Genomic DNA, 23,945 nt, shown 5'->3' on the forward strand with positions numbered 1-23,945 from the left:
TAAAATGAAGTAATATTAATTGGAATGGAGATAAAACTATGAACAGGAAATACATGAATTTCTGCCAGAGTTGCGGAATGCCTCAGCAGAATAATGGAGATTTCGGGACAAATGCAGATGGTTCAAAGAATTATGATTACTGTGCTTATTGCTACCAGGATGGTACATTCATCGAACCTGATATCTCCATGCAGGAAATGGTGGACAAATGCACCCACATTATGTCTGAGATGAAACAGATACCTGAAAGTGAGGCAAGGGCAATGAATATGCAATTCATACCCTACCTTAAAAGATGGAAGTAAAAAGGGGATTAAACATCCCCTTTTTCATAATAGGACTATTGAAGAGATTATTGTATATTCCCTAGATTGATACTTCCAAATACAATCTACGGTTTCATTTCTTTGCGGTACTAAAGCCCATAAGAGAGTATGGCGTGCAGTGGCGCAAAATAGATGAGAAAAGTCCCACAAAAGCAATAATGGCAATTACCCATTGCCATATGCCCGGAGCTACCAAATCCATTGCAAGGACAATTATTGCTGCTGTCCCAAAAAGTGCTCTGAAAATAAGATCAAACCCACCTACATTCTCCTTGAAGAATAATTCATTCATATCCATATTTTGACCCCCATTATTAAATTATCCAGAAGCGATTAAAATCAATGCTTCATAAGTAATTAATATGAAGGAATGAACAGATAAATGAATTTCTTGAGTAAAAGGATTTTGAAACAAAATCAAAATAATGAAAGATAAAATAGTGGATCTATAATTTCAGGTCTACGTCCAAAATTCAGTTCTCTTTTGGTTTCAGACCTGAGATATTGATGCCTTGAGTTTGGTAACTTCCCTTTTCATTAAGATCACCGCTACGACAAACCCCAAAAAATCAGATATCGGGAACGATACCCATATACCTGTCAGGTCCATGAACAATGGAAGTATAAATACAAGGGGTGGCAAAAAGAAGATCTGCCTTGAGAGTGTGATCATCAGTGATTCTTTAGACTTGCCAAGAGACTGAAGTAGGGCCATTGCCACGACCTGAGTTCCTATGAACGGCATCATCAGGAAACTTATCTTTATTGCCGGCACCCCCATCTCTATAAGTCCGGAATCACTGCTGAAAACACGGAATATCTGTTCAAGGATGAGGAAAACACTAATTACACTCAGTGTACACATGCCAAATACAATATAATTTGAAATGGAGACGGTTTCCCAGACCCTCCCAAAATTGCCGGCACCGTAGTTAAAACCAATAATCGGCTGGATCCCATGCTTGATACCTATTATAGGCATAAGAGTGAGCATGAAGACCTTGATGATTATTCCGAATACAGCGATTGCCATATCCCCTCCATATATCAGGAGGCTCTGATTCAGCAGAATGAAGACCAGACTTTCAACTGAATTGAAAATGAACTCTGACATCCCTATACTTATGGTCTCCCAGGAAAGAGCAATATCAGGCACCATATATGCAAGCTTCAATGGGATTATGCTGATGTTGCTTGTATAATAGTGAACTACCAATACACAGCCAACTATCTGGGATATGACCGTTGCAACAGCTGCCCCCATTATTCCCATGTTGAACTCAAAGATGAAGAGCGGGTCAAGTATGATGTTCACAACACTTGAGATCAACATGACGGACATTGCAAACTTTGCATGTCCTTCTGCTCTTATGGTATTGCTCAATGCTGCGGAGAATGCAAAGAATATGGTTCCCATGAGTATGTACTTCGTATACTCCCTTGCAAAAGGAAGTATGCTCTGCGATGCTCCGAATACTTTCAGCACAGGGTCAATGAATGCCAGTCCCAGAATAGTGAAGATCACACTGGATATGATGACCAGCATAACCATATTCCCCAGGGTCCTTTCAGCCTTTTTGTGATCACCCATGCCAAGAGCTCTTGAGATGAGTGATGCTCCTCCAATACCCAGCCCCATGGAAATGCCCATCATGAGCATCTGTACAGGGAATGCAACAGAGATCCCGGCAATTCCAAAGGCACTATCTGCCCCCAGTCCCCTGCCCACAAAGATGGTATCCACAAGATTGTAGAATGCCTGAACGAGCAACCCTACGATTGCAGGAGTTGACATCCTGTAGATGAGCTTTTTTATGTTCTCATTGGCAAGTATGTCATATCTTTCGTTTTTCATACAATGGACCCCGGATGATTAGGGACTGTTGAGACTCATAATACAAATCTTTTCCATATAAGTACCTGTCATTCAGAGCCTGCTGGCTCGACCGGATTGTAAGCCACATTGACTTATTTTTTGGTTATCCCTTAATTGCAAAAAATCAAAAAAATAAGATTCTGTATAGAAGCATGATAATCATTGAACAAAATACCATATCATTCCAATCAAAACTCCTATTAGTATCCATACTTTAAACATACTAAAACCACAGGAACCACCACGACAGCATGAATTATGTTGTGCATCAGCTTTTTCTTTTGACATTGAATATCACATCCTCAGGATCATTGAATTATCTGTTAATATGTTTGATACCGCCTTTTTATCTATGGAAGTAAAAAACTAATCGATATTGTAATTTAATGGATGTTGAATGAATAAAAAGAAGTAAAGTACATCAGCCGGGTGTATATAACGAAAGTTTATACACCTAAACCACATATTAAAGAATATATGACTCGCAATGTGGACGATGTACACGCTTTTGATACTGGTTTTTTAAAAGCAATGGAAAGGTTGGACGAACTCGATACCTCCGAAGAAAACAAGGCCATTGTTAAGAAGTTCATCAAAAGCTGCAGGCTGGACGGCCTGGCAAAAAGTACCCTTACCCACTACACCAACCAGTTGAAGAGAATGATTCAAAGGCTCCCGGAAAGTGGTTTTGAAGGCACAATTGACAAACTCGATGAAGATGCTTTCTACGACTTCATCATATACCTGGAAGATAAGGCGCAACTGTCACACAATGAGATCCGGAATTACAAGAAGGTCGTGAGGAAGCTCTACAGACACATATATGGCGACAATGTGCCCAGGTGGGTAGAGAAGATCAAATTAGGGACCGTAGAAACACATGTGCAGCCTCAGGACCTGCCTGAAAAGGATATGATAGACAAGATGATCAAGGTCTGCACGAATGCCCGAAATAGGGCCCTTGTGGCAACCTTCTATGACGGTGGGTTCCGTCCTGGGGCACTAATCTCCTGCAGGGTTGGAAATGTCGAGTCAAATGATTACGGATCAATCGTATATCTCTCAAAAACATCGAGATCAAAGAAAACCACACCGGCAAAGGGAATACCTCTCACATGGTCTTCAGGTTACCTGCAGCAATGGTTAGCCGTGCATCCTCTCCGGGACGACCCCGAAGCGCCTCTGTGGGTTACTCTTGACAAGAACCATACTGCAATGAGTTACAAGACGTTCCGCGTAACCATACAGAAGATAGCAAAGGACGCAGGTATCAAGGACTTCTATCCTTACCTGTTGCGGCACAAGGCAATAACCGATTGGATCCTGCAGGGGTTCAATGAACAGACAATTAACCACCGTGCAGGATGGTCAAAGGGCAGCACACAGATGTATAAGGTCTATGGCAATTTTACGGACCAGGAAATGAATGATGTGGTCTATGAGAAGTATGGCCTTAAGAAGGATGATAAGAAGCAGGTAACATTGAGCAATTGCCCACGTTGTCACAACATTCTCCGGCCCGAGGATAAGTTCTGCTCACAGTGTTCCCTTGTCTTGGACCACCAAGCACTCGATGAGATCGGCAAATATGAGGCCAGGATTCCGGAGATCTTGCAGTTGGTGATGAGGTCGGAAGAGGCAAGAAAACTGCTAGCTAAGATGGGTGAAAAAGAGTAAAGTAAAAATGATGCAGGCATCAGGCAACTACAGCTAAAGATTCAGACCCTACCGGCAAGTTCATGGAGTTGAGTGCAGAGGCCTGTATAACATGTGGAGTGGGGGCATTCCTTTTCAAGACACTAAAAACTAGTTCCACTCTAATCATCTTTTTAGAAATTTTAACATTCATATTTAGTGCTTTATAGTTTTTAACATCATATTTACTGATGCCGAATTTATCAGATACTTCGAGAATTTCCACACCCATTATAGAATTCTCTTCAGAGATATCTATGACAATCCCATCTAAGTCGATAGATGATTTATACTTCATCCCTTTAGAATACGCAAAGAAGCTATCATTTTGCATATCATAGTCAGCAGCATCTCCTTTTATTTTAATTCTGGTCTTGCCCATCTGCTCTCACCCTCTTTCTTGATGCTTCTTTAAAACATGTTACCAACGAGAATTCTATAGGATTAACTTTTTTTATGCCAATGATTATGGTAAGGTCGTAGTCTTCATTATAGCGATACAAGACTTTAAACTTTCCCGTGAATTGCTCTAATATTCCAACTGGAGTACAATCGAATATTTTGGTGTATACTTCTTTAATAAAATCTTCACCAAATCGGACTTTCATCCTCTCACGAAAGTGTTGTGTTTCATAGATATTATCTACCTTGATAGTAGATAGATATTGTCCAAAGGTGTAGATATCCATTTTTTCCATATAGTAACACCACAATACTCTCAGCGATTAGAAACATCTAAATCCGCCATACTATAAAAATTTAGTAGAATAAGTTAAAGACCTCAAAGAATATCTGTGGGGAAGGCGGTAGAGATGTGTGATTCGTGGGGTTGGTTGGGGGTGGATAAAAAAGGAATCACACACCTATATTTTATTAATAATATTAAAATATAAAAATGTAGGTATTTTTACGGACCATAGAAGCTCTTTTATGGGAATTAAATCAAACGGGAGTGGTTATTTATCTAATTCAGCATCATCAAAGAAGACCACATATCTGCATCGACACCATCCGGATGGACCATCTCTTGTCTTGGTGGTGCAATCTGGATTAGGGATGGGCATTGTCTCGAGGGCCTCGTCAATCGTTAATACCTTACCATTGTTCTTGGCACATGCTTCACATGGACCAGGGGAGGAGATCTTGACCATTTCGACCCCCTCTTTGCGATATTTAACCAATCGCATCTTTTCCGATTCTTGCTTTAGTCGAATGAAGTCTCTTCCTTCCCGGTACAATATTAATGACATTATCCATAACGTGTTTCTAATAGTGTCGATATCCTTTTTCTCGATGGCATTGTCATTTAGATTCTTGACCATCGTCCAAAGAACATCGACTGGCCCTGTCTTCTCTCCGTGCTCCTCTTTCAGATGTTTCCGCGTATTAACGTAATCATCTTGTGTGATGTTATAATATTCCAATCCTTTCAGTTGCTCGGCGACGAAGGCCACATCATCGGCTTCTTCTTCGGTCATTAACACCTTTTCTTCACCGATCATTGGCTTTCTAACGCGAATATAATTACTACAGTGGGGACACTTTTTCTTACCCTTTGGCATCTGTTCAAGTTCTGTATTACAGTAAGGACAGATAGGTGAGGGGCTTTCTTGGTCACCCGTGTGTTCGGGCAATTCGTCTTTAATGATCTCGGCTATTACCTGGCTACTCTCTTTTGAAGAAGGCCGTTTCAAGAAGTCAAACATCCCCATATTTTAACGTCAAATCTAATTAGATTTCAACTTTGTTATTTGTTGCTGGGAAAAGGAAATTGTTCAATGGTGTCCTGGAAAATCCACAAGGCCACAATGGCCCGAACCGGATACCATTGTAACCACAGCTCCTACTTCTTTTCGGATTGGCTAGTTGTTTCTTTTTGGCGTGCTTCCCACGAGTTGTTAATAATGTACGCCAGCGCGTCGTTTACCGTTTTGAGATTGAGCTGTTGCATAATGTATTCCATTTTTTTAAATGCTTGATCAGTCAGGAAGATTGGTTCTTTCCTTCCGTCTCCATAGTTCAGCATGACTATATTTTCTATTCCGAAATTAGATAGCTGTTTGACACAGAATTCTAAAGCGTGGCTGCGGCTTGAAAATATTTTTTCATCGACCATCCTGTCAAGCCATTTGACAAGATCATCGTCCATAGATACACTGAATCGTTCTTTCATGAAGTGAATACAATTCGACCAATGATAAACAATTCGATGATAATTTCACCAAACGTAATACTTAAATATAATGCCTGCTTAGATTGGTATGATGATTACACCAAATGTAACACACCGAATGACAGTTTCGCTCACAGAGGATGTACACGACGCCTTGAAAAGGGTAATCGATGCGCGAGAATGTGATAATTATTCACAGGCGATACGCAAAGCTGTGAGGGTAGCGTTTATAGAAAAGAAGTAATGCATTAAGGGACCCCAGGACCAAGGCCCCAGAGATCCACGTAATGACTCGCAATCAATTATTGTGTTTCTCTGGCTTTAAAGGTTCTGGTCTCGGGTGTCCCTCCGGAGATCAGAGAACATGAGAAACCAATGGATATGTATGGATTGTGGAAAGATGGTATTCTTCCCAAGTGTAGACCCGGAAACAAGGCTTGTCGTGTGCACCTTCTGCAGACAACCAGCTCTTGAGGAGATCCCCTAGGAACAGATCAGAGCTCAGGCGGTGATGGCGTGAAGATGATTCTTGTGCCGTCCTGCAGGCGGTGTTTCTATCTTTCTAGCAATGATAGGGGAGAGTATTGTGATAATGAGGATATCCAAGGAAGTCCCTTCATATCGAAAGATGATTATCTCAAATGCGGGATTCTCCCAAACTGTCCATTGAAAAACGCTCCGGAGGAAATCTAAGTGTACACCTGCATTAAGGATCCTGAAACCGGCAAGAGACTCTACGCGGATATTGTTGTGGGAGCACCCGCTGTAGAAAAATTTAGGTTGGAATATGCAGTCGCCCGGGATGTCGCTACTGAGGACCAATTCGTGGAGGATATCATCCGAGAGCTCCGAGGCGTCAAAATCAGGGACCGCGCTCTGCTCTCTGCCATACTCAAAGATGCCTTCGGGGTATCGGCAGATGAGTGCCTTGAGCTCGTCCAGGCAGTTGAGGAAAGAATGATGGGAAGAATGCCAGGGGTGGGGATATGACCCCTCGTCCACGTGCCCACTGTCCGGAATGTGATTCACTGACAATCAATCACGTGGTAAAGGAAGAGAAGTGGAAGTGTCACCAATGCGGATGGGCTGGCTCTGAGCCGGTGATGAGGTTGCAGGAGTCCTGGGAGATCTCCCGGGGTGAAAGCCACCACTGGCTTAAGCAACTCTATGATCTTCACAGAGAACATCCTGAGTATACCAGGAAGGACCTCCGGAAGTATGGCATGGTCGGTCAGGGTACAGTTGATCGATACTGGAACAGGTTCGTGGCCGGCAAGGTCCACGTGATAAGGCCATGGGGTGATGTGATATGAAGATGAAGCAAAGATGCCCTGTGTGCGGGAGGATCCTTCCGCATAACCTGCAGTGTCGCAGTTGTGGGAGGAGGAGAACGTGAACATGCCAGGCGCCTGTATCCATGGGACGGGGGTCCTTATGAACTCAGATACGACGAATACGCAGGAGTGTTCACAGAGGATGAGCTGCAGGTCATTACAGTAGACTATTCAAAAAGAAGGAGGTAGCTAACCAGAGACCGATTATTTATAAATCATGAGCTCGACAATAGAATTGTGAAGAAAAATTCAACTTTTCTTTATATACTAGTAGTGAAAAAGTGAACATTACCAGATAAGGAGGCAGTAAATGGCAGCCAAAGGATGGACGAGTATCCTTGTCAAAGAATCCACCAGAGATAAGATCAAGCGAGAAGCCGATGTCGCGGGGATGAAGATGTATGCTCTGATAGATCAGAGATTCCCGGAGAAAACCAATTGATAACAGAAGCGGGCATTTCATTACCAATTCTGATAGCAGAAACAGTATTAAACTAAAGGAATTATATTAACAAAACGATAAGAAGGAAGCCACAGGTGTGCGCTAACACGCCTGCAGCTCGAAACATGATTATACTCCAAGTATAACCCACATTTCAGACCATGTGGTATTACGCGGTAGGATATTATAATACTTTTTGTATGAACATTTGTTCTAACAAAAGGTATGCTGTTTTGAGCTTGTGGCCTTCCGGGAAGCGCCGCATGAATTTACCCGAAAACAGAAACACAATAGAAGTTGGGGGCAGTGCCCCCCTGAATTGCTATATGACCACCTGCACCACTAGGAGGCCATGTTATACATGAACTCCATGGGTTATATTCAAAGCGGTGGTTCAAGCTCTGACGCTGATCTTCAGAGCCTGCGTGAGCATCCCACTATAAGGGATTTTGCCTCGATGCCGGAGGATATTTACCGTTTAGTGACGGCGACTAATCCGACGTTGAAGCTTTTTGTGGACCTGGCCAAGGAGATCTGCGCGGGGGGTGTTGAAGAATAACCCCTCCTGTTAATATCGACAACATTCCTGCAGAACTTAAGGAATGTCCACAGTGGGTCATGTGGAAATTTGTGCAGAAACCAGGTAAGAAAAAACCAGATAAAGTTTTATTCACGGTTGAAAACAAACCAGCAGACTCCACAGCCCCCGGGACCTGGAACATATTTGAAGCTTGCATTGAAGCTTTCGACCCAAAGATATTCAATGGTATCGGTTTTGTTTTCTCCTATTATGACCCATATATGGGAGTTGATTGGGATAATATCAGGAACCCCGAAACCGGAGAATGGGAGAACGGAACACTTGAAGAGATCAAGCGGTTTGCAAGCTATGCGGAGATCTCCCAGAGTGGAACGGGTGCACATGTTATTTGCAAGGGAGAGAAACCGGGGAGCAAGTGCAGGCGTGGAAACTATGAGATGTACACACACGATCGCTTCTTTGTGGTTACAGGAAACCACCTAGAAGGAACGCCAGATACCATAAACGAAGCACCGCCTGAAGCTATCAAGGCTGTTTATGATAAGATAGATCCACACCGTGAGGCATGCAAGTCCCCGCGAAATGGGAGTAAGGAGAGCTGTAACCAGGAGGATGAAAAGGTCATTTCTCTGTTGATGGGCTCATCTATTGCAGATACATTCGAATCTCTGTGGGATGGAAGCACAGCCGGATATCCTTCAAACAGCGAGGCAGATTATGAACTTGCTAAACTGATAGCCTTCTACACTCAAGATGAAGTCCGGATTGAAAGACTCATGAGACAGTCGGGCCTTGCTCGCAGCAAGTGGGATACTCACCCGACTTATCTTAAGGCTACCATTGGGAACGCCATAAGCAGTTTGACAAAAAGATATACACCCCCCTCAGTGGAAGGAAGAGAGCAAAGCGAACAACAAGCCACGAACGATGAAGAAACCGACCCGCTGATTAAAGAGGCTGCCGACATGATAGCCAGCCGAGAGAATCCTGTTCAGTTCATTCTTGATACTCACCAGTCTCTGCATGTGGGGGACCTCGAACTTGCTAAGACCTTACTTGTATCCGTTGGCGTTCAGTCGGTTCTAAACGCGGACGGCATCCAGCCCAAGGTGAGCGGGGAGTCTGGTAAAGGAAAGACACACTGCTGTAAAGCCATGGCTCACCTTGTGCCACCTAAATGGATTTTTGAAACAACACTATCAGACAAGGCTATTTTTTACATGAAGGGGCTGAAGGATGGCAGTATCATCTTCTGTGATGATATTGATCTATCTGAAACACTGGAAGGCGTGATCAAGCGTGCGACCTCCAACTTTCAGACGGGGACCACATACACCACCTTGGACATTAAGCGAAGAGAAGAAACAAAGAGGATACCCTCCAGGATATCTTGGTGGCTCACTTCGGTGGACGATGACCAAAGCCTGCAGCTGTTAAACAGACAGTTCGGCGGGGGCGTGGACGAGTCAGAGGAACAGGATAGAAAGGTTGTGGAGTTCCTGTCAAAAAAGGCCGCATCTGGTGAAGTTGGCCTACCCCTGAACGATAGCGTACTGATCTGCAGAGAGATCCTCCAGGACATAAAGTCAAGCAATTTCATTGTGAAAATCCCCTTTGTAGAAAGGATTACATGGAGAGATACCAGGAATCGCAGAAACTATTCTATCTTCCTGGATATCTTGAGGGGATATACAGTTCTTCGACATAGACAAAGGCAGAAAGACCAGGAAGGCGCCCTAATAGCAGAAGTCCAAGACTTCAACGATGCTAAGGCACTGTATACTAGGAGGGCGGAGAACCAGGGACTAAAGCTAAGTGATGCGGAGATGCGGCTATGTATAGTACTTGCTGGCAGGGGAGAAGCTACCCGGGAAGAAATTGCCAAGGCTCTGGGTAAATCCGTGGGCAGAGTATCACATCTAATTTATGGAAAGGATAGAAACAAAGATGCGGGCCTCCTCCATAAAGTTGAGGGATTCTATGTTGAAAAAAGAACAGTTGAGAATTCTGTAGGCCACAAAACACAGAAGACATATCTAAAACTCGATGGATTCGACGCCCTTGGAATGTTTGGCTCGGTTGTGTCTCTTGATGTGGGTGATACGCACTGTTACACGACTGATACACACACTGATACTCCAATAATCAGTAACAATACATACACTGATACCACTGATACCAATATAGATAGAGTACAGCAAAAAAAACCCAATTGTGTGAAAAATGAGAAATCTGATTCTTTACTTACACAAAAGTCAAACCAGTGTATCAATGGTATCAGTAGTTCGCAAGATAGTGAAAAGCTAGGTAACAGTGGTAGTAATATTGCTGGTAACAGTGCATCAGCACCCCCGCTAGATATCGGTAATACCGGAAACACCGCTATGCAGGAACACTTGTTGGCTTGGGCTCCGCGGTGGGAATCTTCCCATAAAAAGAGCATCAATCGCCTCAACGTGACCCATGTAGCAATGGAATACTGCAAGAGGTATAGTGTGCCTTCTGACAAGTTCACTGAAGTTACTGATACCATTAGACGGTATGCTAAGATACCCACCGAAAGACCGATGTCTGGTCCATTGAATGTAGAAGGTGAACAAACACAAGCCTATTGTGCCGACTGTGGATCCACCAGTGCCCCTAACACTTCCACTCTCATAAATGGCCAGGTAGAGCATCGTTGCCATACCTGCTATCAAAAGTATATCAACCGGGCATCTGAACACCCGAATCAGCCTGAACCTGTGGAGGCCCCGCTATGATACCTTCCTGCCTCTACAGTTCTCCCAGTGAAGCTGGTGGCCCAGAACTCTTGGAAATCAATGCACATTTCATTGTATACTGTGTAGCTTCCCCTGAAGAGCAGGCCATCCTTCTCTACAAGGTAGACGTGACAGAAAAGGATGTTCTGGGCTTCTATACCTTGGCCGATGTTCCGGATGAGGATCTTGTGCTCGTCCAGATACTGAACGCGGATCTCAAGTATTGGCTCATATTCTATGGAGTTCCAGAGCCCGGTGGCCTGGAATGGTGGACAGTAGTGGTGAATCACCGTGCAAGACCAATCAAGGAGAAATGTGCAGCCATGTACTACCGGTACGCTGCGATCAGTGAGGAACTGTTCCCGGGGGAAACGGTGGTATTGTGAGAAACGTCCAAGACCTCTCCGCCGAAGAACGTGAGAAGATCCTGCAGGAAGCAAACCTCAGGTGTTACGGTGAGATAGCCGAGGAGCTGGATATCCCGGTCGGTACAATCAAACGAGTGATTCGAACTCACAATGGCAGGATGAAGAGGTATCAATATAGTGATAACTACCCTACTCAGAATAAGCCGTTAAGAACCGAATCACACAAAAAAGAAGCACTAAGAGGCATTAGATGACCGAAAAAGACGACATTGACACCCAAACTTTAAAAAAAATGTCAAGAGAACAGCTCCTTGAAGTTTCAACCAGGATGATAACGGATATTGAGCAGCGCGTGAGAGGTGACCGCTTCCGGGTCAGAGAAGGAGATGAGACTAAACTGAAATTCTTAAGAGTGTTGGTTTCAGCTATTCAAGCACATTCATCCATTCTTAAAGATGACGATCTCGAAGACATTAAGCGCAGACTCGAACACATCGAAGCAGCCCAGGGGGGACAGATATGAGCACAGTAACACTTAGCAAACAACTCGATAAAGTAGTATCAAACCTCACAGTTGAGGATCAAGCAGTTTATACCAGGAAAGTAGGAATCGATCTATTTAAAGAGATGAAAGCAGGCAACATCCCAGAGGATGAACTTGAACATCGTTTTGATGTGGTTTTATCCAAGATCACTGATACGATGGAGTACGTTGATGCGGTTCGTTTTATCGAGGCCCTGCACAAAGATGCTATCCGAGTAGCCATCGAAGCATACAAGGAAATGGACCGTAATCACAAGATAGCAGTGATCTGTGGCATAGATGCCACTCGCCGTTTCCTTGAGGAGATACTCAACCACGAGGCCACACAGAGCGCATGGCATGAGGACAGGCTATATCATGCTTATCCTGCCGACAAGGCCGTGAGACTCGTAGAAGAAGATATCAAAGAACGCAAGGAGGCAATGCTCCCAATATTCCAGGGACTTAAGCAATCTGAACAAGAAAGGAATGAACTGCTTAACCCTAAATTATGGGAAGGTCTGGGCGGAGTCCCTGAAATAGAACCATATCAGACCTTGCTTACTAAGAGAGTTCGGCGGATATGCCCCGATTCTCGGTTATTGCCTGCCAGTTTTGCAGATGCCGATGTAAGTGTGTGAGCTCAATTCCTGGGCTCTCTGACTTTTTAAGAGCCATGTTCACTGGGAGGCAAAAACATGTTTCTCTGTCATTCCTATCATGAAGACAGCTACGGTGTCATTTGCACCAACAAATGTGAACATCGCTTGACCTGTCAAAAGCCAAAGAGGTCTCTTATGATCCCCGCGGTGAGCATCGTGTGCGGGTCAAAGGGAACGGGCGAGGAAGCCGGTGTTAAGGCCGAGTGTTTCAGCATCGAGGAAACACAACCAGATGCCTATATCAATGATCTCATATTTTACGGCCATGATTCTTCTGATGTGCTTGAGATCACCTGTGCAAAACCGGGGTGTAATAACCGATTCCACATGACGGAATCACAGTGGAACAAGTTCAACGATGTGTATTATCGGAAGTACGGCCGGTTCATGCTTCCTTACTGTTCTAAACAATGCCAAGAAGAACACCTTCGCCTGTTGCTGCCTGGTAAGAAAATTGTGTTAGTTTTTGTGGATATCGGGAAGGACAGAAAGTGCAACACATCGGTTGTTTTCGATGACCCACTGCATCACGCGGTGGTAACCCAATAATTTCAACCTTCCTTTATATAGGTGGTACGTACCACACGTAGGTATGTATGACCGAAACCAGTGGGCTCAGGTCTTGCTTCCCAAGTCCATCCGTAGAGACATACGCGAGATCGCACGCTCCCAGAAGATGAAAAACTGGGAAGTCGTCGGTCTTGCCCTCCAGGAACTAAAATCAAAGCAGGTGACCACCGTATGAATATGAACGCAAAAGCACAGCCCGTCCTCGAAAGGATCAACCAGTTTACACAAGACTTCAACGTCCTGTTCAAAGAAGCAGTTGAAAGCACTCGCCAAGAGATCCGGGGCCAGGAACACAGAGAGGCTATGGAAAGGCTCTATGGTCCACGTGGCATTCTCTCGAGTTACCAGACACTCAAAGTCAACAGAGAGAACGCCCGGTTTGTTTCAAAGATTTTCAAATTAATGGAATCTCTCGATGATGTGAAGGCCGACAGCACAGAGACAATCCATTCACGTGGAAAAGAGCACGGGTTCACTGTGGAAGAAAGCATGTGTATATACAACATGAACCTGTATGCCAAGGCCCTCAGCAATCTCGGTGCACAGAAAGACAAGATGGTCGAGATCATCTTGGCAGAGGAGTGAACAGGGACATCCCTACTGATTTCAATTCGAGGAATTACAATGAAAACCAACACCAAAACACTTGAATCAAAGTTCGAGGACTTCAAGAAGGATGTCCTGGCAGAGTATCAGGAAACTACCCACAAATTCCAGGAAGAGGTCAAAGAAAAAGAATTTATGAAAGGCCTTAAATCTCTCGCGGACACCCTTCCAGACATCGAGAATCTGCCGATCACAAAGACCAATGCGGATACTGTTGTTAACGTGTTCAAGCTCCTGGACCGTTTCCAGAAGAATCCCGACACCTACACTACGAAATGGGATGAGCTTGCAGTTGAGCTTGCTGGAAAGGAGCACGGCTTTGACAAGAAGATGTCGTACTCACTGTTTTACATGGCCAGGTATGCCAAGGCTCACGAGAGGCTGACATCCAAGAAGACAGAACTCTACCAGGTCATTACCGGGGTGAATCTGTGAGCAACGACGAAATCATCCAGCGAGCCGTCAAAAATGCTCTTGATGACTTCCACCAGCAGAAGGGGGAAGCGCCTATAAGGTCCGAGGTGTCAAAGCACTTAAGAACCGATGAATACGTAGCTCCCGAAGGACTCGGTGTGTCTGGGATCACCGTGACTGTGGATAAAAAACACTGAACCAAGGCAGCGGAGGCACCCGAAAGCGTGGTGGCAGGGGGTGCCTCAAAACTATTTCTTAACTGTTTTTCAGGTAATTGTGATATAATGGGTCTATATCCTGCCGGTTCTATATTTAATTCTACATCTGCTCGACAAGTATCGAGAAAACTATAGTACCCTCTTTTCGGATCTTAAAAAATAAGGAAAATCACCATCCATAAAGGACGGTGTATAAAAAATTTATTAGTACATCAGCCGGGATTCGAACCCGGGTTCGAGCGTTGGCAACGCCCGGTGATGACCGCTACACTACTGATGTTCTTAGATTAGGTGCCCAGACCCGGACTCGAACCGGGGACAACTGCCTCTTCAGGGCAGCGCTCTCCCAAACTGAGCTACCTGGGCATAATGACCCGAAGCACCTAAATGTTGCTTTTAGATTTAAATTTATCTGTTACTGAACTGCTTGTGGTGGGCCCGGGGAGATTCGAACACCCGACCTCCGCCATGTCAAGGCGACGTCATGACCAGCTAGACCACGAGCCCATTGAACAGTTAGCTAATGTCTGTAAACACCTTGCTGCATAACGGCACTTAAGTGCTATTATCGCATGCCTTGGCGCTTACCAGCACCCCACATAATGCATAATAGATAATAAACCTTTTGGGTAAACAGACACAACATGGTCATTTACCATATAAAGAACAATCTTTCTTGTAATTATCAAGCAATATTTCCTTTACTGCGACAGCAAGATATTAGATGGCCAGAGATGAAAAACCATTTGTACCAACACATAGGACGCGTGACAATAAAAATTTATTATATCCAATCTCACCATTTGCCTTTAAAGCACAAGATGATAGCATCCCCCCTCCTCTGCACATCGGTTAATCCTTTATTCATAAAACCATTTTATTTGATAATCTTGAATGTATTTAAATTTCTATTCAATGATGAGGCATAATTATCGAACATAGATACATTCCATACCATGAATATCTTAACACTCAATCACATGGGGCCATGACCAATCCATTACAAAATAGATTCATGTGCAGAGACATGAATATAAAAAATGAACATAATAAGTGATGAATAAATTAAATAATTCAGCCACTGTAGAAAGTATCGGGTGTGGCACTGGCGCCAGAAATAGTTCGCGTAGAACCATCCGGGTAAACTAGTGTCAGCACCTTTACAGTGGTACCAAGTTTATGAGAATCATGGAGATAGAATTCATCATTTTGACGAGAGACATTGTTAACTAAAATGACCGCCTGATCGTTTCTAAGCTCAATTACCTCAATATCCCCAAAATCAAAGAAAAGGTCGTCAATAGCAGGTTCCAGATTATGTGCACCCAGCAGGAATACATACATACCGGAGAACATATCCAGGCCATAGGACACTGAAATAACTGCATCTGTGCCCTGAAATCTCATTGAAACGTGATTAACTTTTATATATTCCTCACCATTTGAAATGATATCATAATTAGCTGAGAACGATAAAAGAGAGAGAATCAATGCAAATATCAGAAAAACTGTCAGCTTCATTTCATATCATATCCAGGGGCAAAAAATGCATAGTTTCTTATATCCTGATACCACTATATTCATATTAACTTTACTCACAAGTTAAATATAAAATAAATTTGATTTACATAATTATAAAAACCGCCAAGTATATATTTTGTACGTACAACTGTGAATAACCACAAACCTTGTGAGAAGACTATGGAAAAAGAGATTACTACTCCTAGCGAAGAGATTGAACTATACGAGGACAATTTCGAAACCACAGACTCCATAGATGTTCCCGAACTTCTGATAGACCAGATAATAGGACAGGAACATGCAGTGGAAGTGGTCAAAAAAGCAGCAAGTCAGAGACGCCATGTCATGATGATAGGTAGCCCAGGTACTGGAAAATCCCTTCTGGCAAAAGCTATGGCTGAGCTTCTTCCAAAGGAAGAGTTACAAGACATAATGGCCTACCCCAACCCTGAGGATAATAATAATCCAAAGATACGTTCGGTTCCCGCCGGTAAGGGCAGGGAAATTGTCATGGCCCACAAATTGGAAGCTCAGAAGAAGATCCAGTCACGTAATATGCTGATGATGATACTTGTATTTGGTATCATAATATATTCATTCTACGTCGGCCAGCTCCTATGGGGTATCATAGCTGCAATAATGATCTTGCTCCTGACACGACAGTTCTTGCCAAAAGAAGAAATGATGATTCCGAAACTTATAGTTTCAAACTACCAGAAGGAACATGCACCATTTTTGGATGCTACCGGCACTCACGCAGGTGCACTTCTTGGTGATGTCAGGCATGATCCGTTCCAGTCCGGAGGACTTGAGACACCTGCACATGACAGAGTCGAGAGTGGGGACATCCACAAATCACACAAAGGTGTGCTCTTCTTAGATGAGATTAACACATTGAGCCTTGAGTCTCAGCAAAGTATGCTAACAGCACTTCAGGAAAAGGAATACCCCATCACTGGGCAGTCAGAAAGGAGTTCCGGTGCACTGGTGAAAACAGAACCTGTGCCATGTGACTTCATCATGGTAGCTGCAGGTAACCTTGATGCAGTGGAAAAGATGCATCCGGCACTCAGGTCCCGTATAAAGGGTTACGGATATGAGCTGTTCATGAGAGATTCCATGGAGGATACACCTGAAAACCGTAAGAATCTGGTTAGATTCGTAGCACAGGAAATTCAAAGAGATGGCCACCTACCACCTTTTGACAAGGAAGCCGTGGATGAGGTAATCCGAGAAGCCCAGAGAAGAGCAGGGAGAAAAGGACACCTTACACTGAAACTCCGTGACCTTGGAGGTCTGGTACGAGTCGCAGGCGATATCGCACATTCCGAAGATGCGGCAATTACAACTGCAAAACACGTACTTGCGGCAAAGAAGATGGCAAGGTCCATAGAACAGCAACTTGCTGACAATTACCTTGAACGTAAGAATGATTACCAGCTGTTCAAGAAAACAGGCAGTGCTGTTGGAAGGGTTAATGGTCTTGCAGTAATGGGAGGAGATTCAGGTATCGTACTGCCCATAATGGCAGGAGTGACACCATCACTTTCCAACTCAGAAGGAAAAGTAATTGCCACAGGGATGTTAAAAGATATAGCAAAGGAAGCAGTTCAGAACGTGTCTGCTGTTATCAAGAACGTCACAGGTAAGAGCATACCAAACCATGACATCCACATACAGTTCATCGGAACTTATGAAGGAGTGGAAGGAGACAGTGCATCCATATCTATAGCAACTGCAGTCATATCTGCTCTTGAGAATATTCCTATCGACCAATCTGTAGCAATGACAGGCTCGTTGTCCGTAAGAGGAGATGTACTTCCAATCGGAGGAGCAACCTATAAGATAGAGGCTGCAGCCAGAGCAGGAATAAAGAAAGTAATTATTCCAAAATCCAATGAGGCTGATGTGCTGATAGAGGAAGCATATAAAGATAAGATAGAGATCGTTCCGGTAACTAATATTATTGAAGTTATCGAACACAGTCTTGTTGATGGCCCTGATAAGGACAGAATCGTTGAGAAGTTAAAGAGCCTGAGCAGTCTCAAAACCAACGCAGAAATGCCGGAAATTGTCCCTGTTTGAACAGGGAATTTTTATTTATTAAACTTGTATTCCATTTATACAGGGAGAAGTGAAATTATGCATAGTGTAGACTTTTTTGATACAAGGATCATAGAGGGAACAACCACCTCCATTGTACTTGATAATGATAAGATCGAACAGATATCTGTCAATTTTACAAAAGGTGCTGCAGTACGTGCTTTAAAAAGAGGTTCATGGGGATTCACATCCGCCGACGGGGACTTCGATATTGAGAAGGCCATACGTGCAGCTACAGAGCTTGCTATTAGTATGGATGAGAAATCACCTAAAGAAAAAGTGCAGATAAAGGAAATAGCAAAGCCAATTGTTTCCAACCTCCCAAAAATAAAAAAGAACCCATTGGACATATCCCTTGAAGAGAAGGTCAAAAACCTTAAGGAATTTGGCAAACATGCCAAAATGGACGGAATCAGCAGTACCAGCGCTGTATACAGTGAATCCTCCTACAAGATAATGTATACTGATTCTACCGGTATCGAAGGAGAATATGATATCGTACGAACCGGTTTTGCCATTAGTGCGGTAGCATCAATGGGCGGAATATACCAGGCAGGAAGAGAGAGCCGTTTTGGTGTTACAGGCTACGAGATATTTGATAAATATAATGCATCAGAGCTTGCAGAAGAAGCAGCAAAAAGCGCATTGCAATTACTTGATGCAAAGCCAGCCAAAGGTGGGAATATGCCAGTCATTCTTGATCCTGAGCTTGCAGGCGTGTTTGCTCATGAGGCAGTCGGACATGCATCTGAAGCGGACCTTGTGCTTGAAGGAAGTTCAGTCCTTGAGAACCGTATAGGAGAGGACATTGCATCCCCTCTTATCACAATTATTGATGACCCCACACTACATGAATATGGCTACTTCCCCTTTGACGACGAAGGTTCACAGTCAGAGAAAACAACCCTCATAGAAAATGGCGTACTTAAGTCATATCTTCATTCAAGGGAAACCGCCGCTAAACTTGGAGGAACACCTGGACACTGCCGGGCACAGGGACATTCCAGACCAATTATCCGTATGAGTAACACTTATATTGATAATGGAAATTCCAAATTAGAGGAAATGTTTGAGGAAATAGGAAATGGAATGTATCTGATAGGTTCCAGAGGAGGGCAGGTAAACACCGGAGAAGGTGTTTTCCAGTTCAATGCTGAGAAAGGATACCTCATAGAAGATGGAAAACTCACAACCCTTATCAGGGATGTTTCACTCTCCGGAAAGATACTTGAGATACTGAATAATGTAAAAATGGTTGGTAATGACCTTAAAATGAACTCGGGAAGATGTGGAAAAGGTGGTCAACTCGTACCTGTCACTGATGGTTCTCCGCACCTTATGATAACAAAAGCCATGGTAGGAGGAGCATAATATGTACGAACTTGCTGAAAAGGCCTTAAAGGCAGCAACAAAATATGGTGCTAAAGAAGCAGAAGTATACATTATGGAAAGTCAGAAAACTTCAGTGAACATCCAGAAAGATGTAATAGAAGGAGCAAAGGAAAGTATCACAACCGGCATCGGAATCCGTGCTGTTATAAATGGTGCAATCGGTTTTGCAAGCACTAACATGATGAGTCATATTGATGAGGCTGCTAAGAATGCAGTCGTATCTGCTAAGACACAGGATTCTGACACAAAATGGAAAGCATTGCCATCAAACCAGAAATATCCTGATGTTTCCGGAATTATGGATATGCAACTCCAAAACATGGAGCTCGATGATTGCATTGGCCATACCATGGAAATGATAGAAGGGGCAAAAACAATACCAGGCATAATAGTCACTTCCGGGAGCTTTGGACGCAGCCACGGTAAAAGAATAATCATGAACACAAACGGAGTGGAAGTATCAGAAGAAGGAACGGGAGTATCTGGATTTGTAGATGTGATCACAGATTCAGGAGAAACTTCTACAGCTTATGATTTTGCAATATCCCGCAAAAATGACATCGATTTCAATTTAATTGGAAAGAATGCAGCTGAACTTGCAAAAATGTCTCAAGACACCATTTCGGTTGAACCCCATAGAACAGAGGTAATTCTGCACCCCTTCGCATTCTCAGACCTTGTTGAAAATGCATTTATACCGTCAATTGATGCTGACAACGTCCAGAAAGGACGTTCAAATCTCATTGGAAGGAAAGATGAGATCATAGCAAACGAGAAACTTTCAATATACGATGACGGTTTACTTGAAGGTGGTATCGAAACAGGCATTGCTGATGATGAAGGAGTTGCATCACAAAAGACAACTGTAATAGAGAAGGGAACATTCATATCTTACCTTTATGACACCTATACGGCAGGCAAAGATGATGTAGAAAGCACAGGCAATGCGTCCCGCAATTCATACCTGTCAACACCTTCTGTAGGATCAAGGAATTTCATAATAGATTTCCCTAAATGTGATGTTATAGCCGACACAGACATTGGTGTTTACGTTAACACAGTGATAGGTGCCCACACAGCAAATGGAATATCGGGAGATTTTTCAGTAGAAGCCAGAAATGCTTTTACTATAAAGGACGGGAAACTGGATAAGCCCATAAAATCACTCATGATATCAGGTAATATATTTGACATGCTTAAGAAAATCAATGGAGCAGGCACTGATGTCAGGAAAGTTGGCGGCACTATTACGCCGTCCATAAGGGTTTCGGACATGAGTGTCATAGGTTAAGTTTGATAAATAATTATGGGAACATAATTCTATTGTTCTCATTAATTTTACTTCTTTTTTTTAATCTTTCTCTCATACTATACTTTGCGCAGATGTCCTATTGCCCGACAAAAGGGAATCTTTTTAACAATCTGCGCCAGTTCAAAATGCATAATATTTGCAAATGTGCGCATAATTCAGAAACAATTATATAGGCATATAAATTATATGAATGTTATATAACGTAAAAACCAATGATGATTTTTTATGAGATGTTAAAAGATAATAAATGGCAACATTACACAACAAAATATTAGGCATCATTGGTGCAACTCTTATTGGTATGATTTTCATCATATACCTGAGTTCACACTTTATTATAATGGACAGTTTTGATAAACTGGAAGAGAAAGAAGCCAGGGAAAATGCCATTCGCCTGGAAAATATCATGTCATCTGAAATCCAGAGCCTTGAAAACAAAGCTGCTGACTGGTCTGTATGGGATGAAACATACGAATTCGTCCAAAGTAATGATACCCAGTATGTTGATAAATATCTAATGGATGAGACTTTTTTTAACCAGAGACTCGATTTTATGCTTTTCTATAATGCAAATGGAAAACTGGTATTTAAGAAAGAATTATTGACAACAGAAGCAAATAACCAGTCGATCAAGGGATTGGAAGAACATTTAAAGCAGAGAAGCGATCTTCTGGAACATGAGGATAATAGCAGCAGGAAGACAGGCTTTCTGGTATTTGCAGGTCAGCCAATTTTAGTCAGTTCTCAGCCGATTGTGAAAAGCGATAAAAGCGGACCAATTAAAGGGACAATACTTATGGGTCGAGTCATTGATGACGATGAATTTACACGCTTGCATGAAATAACATATCTGGAACTTGATGTTAAAAACATCAGCAATTACAATGAGAATAATGCCAGCAATGCCGTCTATGCTGGCAATAATGAAGAGAAGATAATTACACATATCCTTAATGATGACATTCATATTTATTCATATGCACAGTTCAATAACATCTACGGAGCAGATGCATTTTCCCTGGAAATCAGTATGCTTCGGAACATACACCAACGTGGGGTTAATACTATTAACTATTTCCTTGCTATTCTACTGCTTATTGGCATTGTTTTTGGGGTTACTATAGCAGCCGTGCTAGAAAAATCCCATATTTCCCGCCTTAAGAGACTTGAGAACGAAATCAGGAATATTGGAGACAAAGGGGACTTTTCAAGAAGAGTGAACTATGAAGGTAACGATGAAATTGCCAGCTTAGGAGAGTCAATAAACAATATGCTGGAATCGCTTGAAAAATCACAGGATCTAATTATAAAGAGAGATATCACCATAAATGCAATTTTACAGGCATTGCCTGATATGATGTTCCAGATTAAAAAAGATGGAACTATACGCAATTATAAACTCTCAACAGATAATTGCATTTATGAATCCCCCGAAGCAGAACTCAGTATATGCCTTGATGATGTTCTTCCAGCTCATATCGCAAAGAAAGAACTTGAAATCATAGAACAAGCACTCAGGACAAATCAAATGCAGACTATGCAATACACAATGCCTGTAAAGGGAGAAATGAGGGACTTTGAAGTGAGAGTAGTTGCCAGTGGAAAGGATGAAGTTATGGCTGTTGTAAAAGACATAACCGAAATAAAACAGATAGATGAGATGCGTAGAAAAGATATTCTCTTAAAAGAGATACATCACCGTGTCAAGAATAATCTCCAAATAATATCTAGTCTTTTAAGGCTCCAATCACGGAAATTTACTGATAAGGATACAATAGAGGCTTTCCGTAAAAGCCAGAATCGTGCAAAATCAATGGCCATAGCACATGAAAAATTATACCAATCACAAGATCTTGAAAACATAGAGCTTGAAGCTTACATCAAAACACTAACAAAATATTTACTCAATAACTATGGTTACAAACAGGAAGATATCAAAATTGATATAAAGATTAAAAACGTAACACAAGGCATTGATATGGCCATCCCGCTCGGATTGATCATAACTGAAATAGTTTCAAATACCCTTAAACATGCATTTAAAAGCAATAAAGGACAAATACAAATAGAATTGCTTCCTGAAAACGACGGATTTTATTTACTTGTAATCAGGGATAACGGAATAGGATTCCCGGAAGATATTGATTTCACGAACACGGATTCGCTGGGGATGAGACTTGTTGTCTCGCTTGTAGAACAAATAGAGGGAAAAATAGAACTCTGGAGAGACAATGGTACAGAATTCAGAATTACGTTTAAAGAACTATCCTACAACAGAAGGGACTATTGATGACTAAAGAAAGGATAATGATAGTCGAAGATGAAAAAATTGTAGCTCTAGATATAAAAGATAGTTTGGAACATTTTGGATACTCTGTACCCTGCATGGCATCAAGTGGAGAGGAGGCCATCAGATCTGTCAATGAATGCAAGCCCGACCTCATACTGATGGACATTGTTCTCAAAGGAAAAATAGACGGTATAGATGCCGCAAGAGCAATCCATAAAAACTGCGATATACCTGTATCTATCTCACCGCATACTCAGATGAAAAAACACTACAAAGAGCAAAACTCACCGAACCGTTTGGACATATCCTGAAACCTTTTGATGAAAGAGAGCTACGGACAAATATTGAAATTGCACTTTACAAAAAGGAAAGAGAAAAAGAGAAAAATTTCGATCATGAAAAATGGATCACTTCTCTGCTTAATAATTTTGGTGACGCCATCATATCCACCGATGATAATGGCATAATTAAATACATGAACCCTCTTGCTCAGGCACTTACCGGATATACCAAGGAAGAAGCGCTTGGTAAAGGGATGAACAGCATATTCAAAGTCATCTGTGGGGACAGTAATAAATGTGCGGAAGATCCAACAAAAAAAGTCCTTCGGGAAGGTGCATTCTTTGGTCTTGAAGAGAATACAACACTCATTTCCAGAAGTGGTGCGCATATACCACTGGATATAATAGGTTCTCCCATCACCAATAAGAAAAATGAGATAATTGGTACCGTTATTATTTTCTATGACATAACTGACAGGAAGAAGATTGAAAAGTCCTTCAGGAGTTTTGAAGTAGCCTACAGCTGACGATATTTC

30 protein-coding genes and 3 tRNA genes are annotated in these 23,945 nt (G+C 42.5%); 23 read left to right on the plus strand and 10 right to left on the minus strand.

Annotation, left to right across the window (positions count from 1 at the left end):
- The first annotated feature begins 38 nt into the window (after nucleotides 1-38).
- Nucleotides 39-305 (plus strand): zinc ribbon domain-containing protein, encoded by a 267-nt coding sequence (locus QZZ23_RS01600; RefSeq protein WP_292466454.1) that lies wholly within the window; start codon nucleotides 39-41, stop codon nucleotides 303-305.
- A gap of 94 nt (nucleotides 306-399) precedes the next feature.
- Here the strand turns inward: QZZ23_RS01600 and QZZ23_RS01605 are convergent, their stop codons facing one another.
- Entirely contained in the window at nucleotides 400-624 is a 225-nt protein-coding gene (locus QZZ23_RS01605) for a DUF2892 domain-containing protein (RefSeq protein ID WP_292466455.1), read from the minus strand.
- A gap of 192 nt (nucleotides 625-816) precedes the next feature.
- The gene (locus QZZ23_RS01610; protein WP_292466456.1) at nucleotides 817-2,181 is read right to left on the minus strand and encodes an MATE family efflux transporter; all 1,365 of its coding nucleotides are present in this window, start codon (nucleotides 2,179-2,181) and stop codon (nucleotides 817-819) included.
- 498 nt (nucleotides 2,182-2,679) lie between these two features.
- Here QZZ23_RS01610 and QZZ23_RS01615 point away from each other — a divergent pair, with 498 nt between their 5' ends.
- Complete coding sequence (locus tag QZZ23_RS01615) at nucleotides 2,680-3,879, plus strand: site-specific integrase (RefSeq protein WP_292466457.1); 1,200 nt, start codon at nucleotides 2,680-2,682, stop codon at nucleotides 3,877-3,879.
- 19 nt (nucleotides 3,880-3,898) lie between these two features.
- Here the strand turns inward: QZZ23_RS01615 and QZZ23_RS01620 are convergent, their stop codons facing one another.
- From QZZ23_RS01620 to QZZ23_RS01635, 4 genes are all read right to left on the minus strand, one after another.
- Nucleotides 3,899-4,279, minus strand: a complete 381-nt coding sequence (locus QZZ23_RS01620; RefSeq protein WP_292466458.1) for a DUF2283 domain-containing protein — start codon at nucleotides 4,277-4,279, stop codon at nucleotides 3,899-3,901.
- On the minus strand, nucleotides 4,260-4,595 hold the full coding sequence (locus QZZ23_RS01625) for a hypothetical protein (protein WP_292466459.1): 336 nt from the start codon (nucleotides 4,593-4,595) through the stop codon (nucleotides 4,260-4,262). Before QZZ23_RS01625 ends, QZZ23_RS01620 begins: the two co-directional genes overlap by 20 nt.
- A 258-nt stretch (nucleotides 4,596-4,853) precedes the next feature.
- A complete protein-coding gene (locus tag QZZ23_RS01630; RefSeq protein ID WP_292466460.1) occupies nucleotides 4,854-5,609 on the minus strand; it encodes a hypothetical protein in 756 nt (251 codons plus the stop codon).
- A gap of 131 nt (nucleotides 5,610-5,740) precedes the next feature.
- Nucleotides 5,741-6,070: a ribbon-helix-helix domain-containing protein gene (locus QZZ23_RS01635; RefSeq protein ID WP_292466461.1), complete on the minus strand. Its 330-nt coding sequence runs from the start codon at nucleotides 6,068-6,070 to the stop codon at nucleotides 5,741-5,743.
- A gap of 364 nt (nucleotides 6,071-6,434) precedes the next feature.
- Between QZZ23_RS01635 and QZZ23_RS01640 the strand changes: the two genes are divergently transcribed.
- The 15 genes from QZZ23_RS01640 to QZZ23_RS01710 all read left to right on the plus strand — a co-directional run bounded on the left by QZZ23_RS01640 (nucleotide 6,435) and on the right by QZZ23_RS01710 (nucleotide 14,489).
- Entirely contained in the window at nucleotides 6,435-6,557 is a 123-nt protein-coding gene (locus tag QZZ23_RS01640; protein WP_292466462.1) for a hypothetical protein, read from the plus strand.
- 206 nt (nucleotides 6,558-6,763) lie between these two features.
- Nucleotides 6,764-7,060 (plus strand): hypothetical protein, encoded by a 297-nt coding sequence (locus tag QZZ23_RS01645; RefSeq protein ID WP_292466463.1) that lies wholly within the window; start codon nucleotides 6,764-6,766, stop codon nucleotides 7,058-7,060.
- 147 nt (nucleotides 7,061-7,207) lie between these two features.
- Nucleotides 7,208-7,357 carry a hypothetical protein gene (locus tag QZZ23_RS01650; protein ID WP_292466464.1) on the plus strand — a complete coding sequence of 50 codons (150 nt, stop codon included), beginning with the start codon at nucleotides 7,208-7,210 and terminating at the stop codon, nucleotides 7,355-7,357.
- A gap of 89 nt (nucleotides 7,358-7,446) precedes the next feature.
- On the plus strand, nucleotides 7,447-7,593 hold the full coding sequence (locus QZZ23_RS01655; RefSeq protein ID WP_292466465.1) for a hypothetical protein: 147 nt from the start codon (nucleotides 7,447-7,449) through the stop codon (nucleotides 7,591-7,593).
- Between the two features lie 121 nt (nucleotides 7,594-7,714).
- Nucleotides 7,715-7,846: a hypothetical protein gene (locus QZZ23_RS01660; protein WP_292466466.1), complete on the plus strand. Its 132-nt coding sequence runs from the start codon at nucleotides 7,715-7,717 to the stop codon at nucleotides 7,844-7,846.
- Between the two features lie 361 nt (nucleotides 7,847-8,207).
- Nucleotides 8,208-8,405, plus strand: a complete 198-nt coding sequence (locus QZZ23_RS01665; protein WP_292466467.1) for a hypothetical protein — start codon at nucleotides 8,208-8,210, stop codon at nucleotides 8,403-8,405.
- A gap of 59 nt (nucleotides 8,406-8,464) precedes the next feature.
- Nucleotides 8,465-11,149 carry a hypothetical protein gene (locus QZZ23_RS01670; RefSeq protein WP_292466468.1) on the plus strand — a complete coding sequence of 895 codons (2,685 nt, stop codon included), beginning with the start codon at nucleotides 8,465-8,467 and terminating at the stop codon, nucleotides 11,147-11,149.
- The gene (locus tag QZZ23_RS01675) at nucleotides 11,146-11,535 is read left to right on the plus strand and encodes a hypothetical protein (RefSeq protein WP_292466469.1); all 390 of its coding nucleotides are present in this window, start codon (nucleotides 11,146-11,148) and stop codon (nucleotides 11,533-11,535) included. The genes QZZ23_RS01670 and QZZ23_RS01675 overlap by 4 nt, the downstream gene beginning before the upstream one ends.
- Nucleotides 11,532-11,771 carry a hypothetical protein gene (locus QZZ23_RS01680; RefSeq protein ID WP_292466470.1) on the plus strand — a complete coding sequence of 80 codons (240 nt, stop codon included), beginning with the start codon at nucleotides 11,532-11,534 and terminating at the stop codon, nucleotides 11,769-11,771. Before QZZ23_RS01675 ends, QZZ23_RS01680 begins: the two co-directional genes overlap by 4 nt.
- Nucleotides 11,768-12,040, plus strand: coding sequence for a hypothetical protein (locus QZZ23_RS01685; RefSeq protein ID WP_292466471.1), 273 nt, complete (start codon nucleotides 11,768-11,770; stop codon nucleotides 12,038-12,040). Before QZZ23_RS01680 ends, QZZ23_RS01685 begins: the two co-directional genes overlap by 4 nt.
- On the plus strand, nucleotides 12,037-12,681 hold the full coding sequence (locus QZZ23_RS01690; RefSeq protein WP_292466472.1) for a hypothetical protein: 645 nt from the start codon (nucleotides 12,037-12,039) through the stop codon (nucleotides 12,679-12,681). Before QZZ23_RS01685 ends, QZZ23_RS01690 begins: the two co-directional genes overlap by 4 nt.
- Nucleotides 12,682-12,858: 177 nt before the next feature.
- Nucleotides 12,859-13,251: a hypothetical protein gene (locus tag QZZ23_RS01695; RefSeq protein ID WP_292466473.1), complete on the plus strand. Its 393-nt coding sequence runs from the start codon at nucleotides 12,859-12,861 to the stop codon at nucleotides 13,249-13,251.
- A gap of 198 nt (nucleotides 13,252-13,449) precedes the next feature.
- The gene (locus QZZ23_RS01700; protein WP_292466474.1) at nucleotides 13,450-13,857 is read left to right on the plus strand and encodes a hypothetical protein; all 408 of its coding nucleotides are present in this window, start codon (nucleotides 13,450-13,452) and stop codon (nucleotides 13,855-13,857) included.
- Nucleotides 13,858-13,896: 39 nt separating this feature from the next.
- A complete protein-coding gene (locus QZZ23_RS01705; protein ID WP_292466475.1) occupies nucleotides 13,897-14,313 on the plus strand; it encodes a hypothetical protein in 417 nt (138 codons plus the stop codon).
- Complete coding sequence (locus QZZ23_RS01710; RefSeq protein ID WP_292466476.1) at nucleotides 14,310-14,489, plus strand: hypothetical protein; 180 nt, start codon at nucleotides 14,310-14,312, stop codon at nucleotides 14,487-14,489. The genes QZZ23_RS01705 and QZZ23_RS01710 overlap by 4 nt, the downstream gene beginning before the upstream one ends.
- A gap of 229 nt (nucleotides 14,490-14,718) precedes the next feature.
- On the opposite strand, the gene QZZ23_RS01715 is transcribed toward QZZ23_RS01710, so the two are convergent.
- The 4 genes from QZZ23_RS01715 to QZZ23_RS01730 form a co-directional block, all read right to left on the minus strand.
- Nucleotides 14,719-14,790: transfer RNA gene (locus tag QZZ23_RS01715), tRNA-Gly, on the minus strand.
- A gap of 12 nt (nucleotides 14,791-14,802) precedes the next feature.
- A tRNA-Phe gene (locus QZZ23_RS01720) sits at nucleotides 14,803-14,876 on the minus strand.
- 64 nt (nucleotides 14,877-14,940) lie between these two features.
- Nucleotides 14,941-15,017: transfer RNA gene (locus QZZ23_RS01725), tRNA-Val, on the minus strand.
- Nucleotides 15,018-15,584: 567 nt separating this feature from the next.
- Nucleotides 15,585-16,031, minus strand: a complete 447-nt coding sequence (locus QZZ23_RS01730) for a hypothetical protein (protein ID WP_292466477.1) — start codon at nucleotides 16,029-16,031, stop codon at nucleotides 15,585-15,587.
- Between the two features lie 180 nt (nucleotides 16,032-16,211).
- Here QZZ23_RS01730 and lonB point away from each other — a divergent pair, with 180 nt between their 5' ends.
- The 6 genes from lonB to QZZ23_RS01760 all read left to right on the plus strand — a co-directional run bounded on the left by lonB (nucleotide 16,212) and on the right by QZZ23_RS01760 (nucleotide 23,936).
- On the plus strand, nucleotides 16,212-18,116 hold the full coding sequence (gene lonB / locus QZZ23_RS01735) for an ATP-dependent protease LonB (protein WP_292466478.1): 1,905 nt from the start codon (nucleotides 16,212-16,214) through the stop codon (nucleotides 18,114-18,116).
- Between the two features lie 57 nt (nucleotides 18,117-18,173).
- Nucleotides 18,174-19,505: a TldD/PmbA family protein gene (locus QZZ23_RS01740; protein WP_292466479.1), complete on the plus strand. Its 1,332-nt coding sequence runs from the start codon at nucleotides 18,174-18,176 to the stop codon at nucleotides 19,503-19,505.
- Nucleotide 19,506: 1 nt separating this feature from the next.
- Complete coding sequence (locus QZZ23_RS01745) at nucleotides 19,507-20,817, plus strand: TldD/PmbA family protein (protein WP_292466480.1); 1,311 nt, start codon at nucleotides 19,507-19,509, stop codon at nucleotides 20,815-20,817.
- Between the two features lie 268 nt (nucleotides 20,818-21,085).
- Nucleotides 21,086-23,128, plus strand: coding sequence for a CHASE4 domain-containing protein (locus tag QZZ23_RS01750; protein WP_292466481.1), 2,043 nt, complete (start codon nucleotides 21,086-21,088; stop codon nucleotides 23,126-23,128).
- Nucleotides 23,128-23,439, plus strand: coding sequence for a response regulator (locus QZZ23_RS01755; RefSeq protein WP_366931293.1), 312 nt, complete (start codon nucleotides 23,128-23,130; stop codon nucleotides 23,437-23,439). Before QZZ23_RS01750 ends, QZZ23_RS01755 begins: the two co-directional genes overlap by 1 nt.
- Nucleotides 23,440-23,570: 131 nt before the next feature.
- The gene (locus tag QZZ23_RS01760) at nucleotides 23,571-23,936 is read left to right on the plus strand and encodes a PAS domain S-box protein (protein WP_292466505.1); all 366 of its coding nucleotides are present in this window, start codon (nucleotides 23,571-23,573) and stop codon (nucleotides 23,934-23,936) included.
- Nucleotides 23,937-23,945 lie beyond the last annotated feature (9 nt).

It is taken from the genome of Methanolobus sp. (assembly GCF_016278385.1).
In the GTDB taxonomy this organism is placed as follows: Archaea; Halobacteriota; Methanosarcinia; order Methanosarcinales; family Methanosarcinaceae; genus Methanolobus.

Excerpts from the sequence above, each read along its gene's own strand:
- QZZ23_RS01600 (WP_292466454.1), top strand. The coding sequence starts at position 39 with ATGAACAGGAAATACATGAATTTCTGCCAGAGTTGCGGAATGCCTCAG.
- QZZ23_RS01605 (WP_292466455.1), bottom strand. The coding sequence starts at position 624 with ATGGATATGAATGAATTATTCTTCAAGGAGAATGTAGGTGGGTTTGAT.
- QZZ23_RS01610 (WP_292466456.1), bottom strand. The coding sequence starts at position 2,181 with ATGAAAAACGAAAGATATGACATACTTGCCAATGAGAACATAAAAAAG.
- QZZ23_RS01615 (WP_292466457.1), top strand. The coding sequence starts at position 2,680 with ATGACTCGCAATGTGGACGATGTACACGCTTTTGATACTGGTTTTTTA.
- QZZ23_RS01620 (WP_292466458.1), bottom strand. The coding sequence starts at position 4,279 with ATGGGCAAGACCAGAATTAAAATAAAAGGAGATGCTGCTGACTATGAT.
- QZZ23_RS01625 (WP_292466459.1), bottom strand. The coding sequence starts at position 4,595 with ATGGAAAAAATGGATATCTACACCTTTGGACAATATCTATCTACTATC.
- QZZ23_RS01630 (WP_292466460.1), bottom strand. The coding sequence starts at position 5,609 with ATGGGGATGTTTGACTTCTTGAAACGGCCTTCTTCAAAAGAGAGTAGC.
- QZZ23_RS01635 (WP_292466461.1), bottom strand. The coding sequence starts at position 6,070 with ATGAAAGAACGATTCAGTGTATCTATGGACGATGATCTTGTCAAATGG.
- QZZ23_RS01640 (WP_292466462.1), top strand. The coding sequence starts at position 6,435 with ATGAGAAACCAATGGATATGTATGGATTGTGGAAAGATGGTATTCTTC.
- QZZ23_RS01660 (WP_292466466.1), top strand. The coding sequence starts at position 7,715 with ATGGCAGCCAAAGGATGGACGAGTATCCTTGTCAAAGAATCCACCAGA.
- QZZ23_RS01665 (WP_292466467.1), top strand. The coding sequence starts at position 8,208 with ATGAACTCCATGGGTTATATTCAAAGCGGTGGTTCAAGCTCTGACGCT.
- QZZ23_RS01670 (WP_292466468.1), top strand. The coding sequence starts at position 8,465 with ATGTGGAAATTTGTGCAGAAACCAGGTAAGAAAAAACCAGATAAAGTT.
- QZZ23_RS01675 (WP_292466469.1), top strand. The coding sequence starts at position 11,146 with ATGATACCTTCCTGCCTCTACAGTTCTCCCAGTGAAGCTGGTGGCCCA.
- QZZ23_RS01685 (WP_292466471.1), top strand. The coding sequence starts at position 11,768 with ATGACCGAAAAAGACGACATTGACACCCAAACTTTAAAAAAAATGTCA.
- QZZ23_RS01690 (WP_292466472.1), top strand. The coding sequence starts at position 12,037 with ATGAGCACAGTAACACTTAGCAAACAACTCGATAAAGTAGTATCAAAC.
- QZZ23_RS01700 (WP_292466474.1), top strand. The coding sequence starts at position 13,450 with ATGAACGCAAAAGCACAGCCCGTCCTCGAAAGGATCAACCAGTTTACA.
- QZZ23_RS01705 (WP_292466475.1), top strand. The coding sequence starts at position 13,897 with ATGAAAACCAACACCAAAACACTTGAATCAAAGTTCGAGGACTTCAAG.
- QZZ23_RS01730 (WP_292466477.1), bottom strand. The coding sequence starts at position 16,031 with ATGAAGCTGACAGTTTTTCTGATATTTGCATTGATTCTCTCTCTTTTA.
- lonB (WP_292466478.1), top strand. The coding sequence starts at position 16,212 with ATGGAAAAAGAGATTACTACTCCTAGCGAAGAGATTGAACTATACGAG.
- QZZ23_RS01740 (WP_292466479.1), top strand. The coding sequence starts at position 18,174 with ATGCATAGTGTAGACTTTTTTGATACAAGGATCATAGAGGGAACAACC.
- QZZ23_RS01745 (WP_292466480.1), top strand. The coding sequence starts at position 19,507 with ATGTACGAACTTGCTGAAAAGGCCTTAAAGGCAGCAACAAAATATGGT.
- QZZ23_RS01750 (WP_292466481.1), top strand. The coding sequence starts at position 21,086 with ATGGCAACATTACACAACAAAATATTAGGCATCATTGGTGCAACTCTT.
- QZZ23_RS01755 (WP_366931293.1), top strand. The coding sequence starts at position 23,128 with ATGACTAAAGAAAGGATAATGATAGTCGAAGATGAAAAAATTGTAGCT.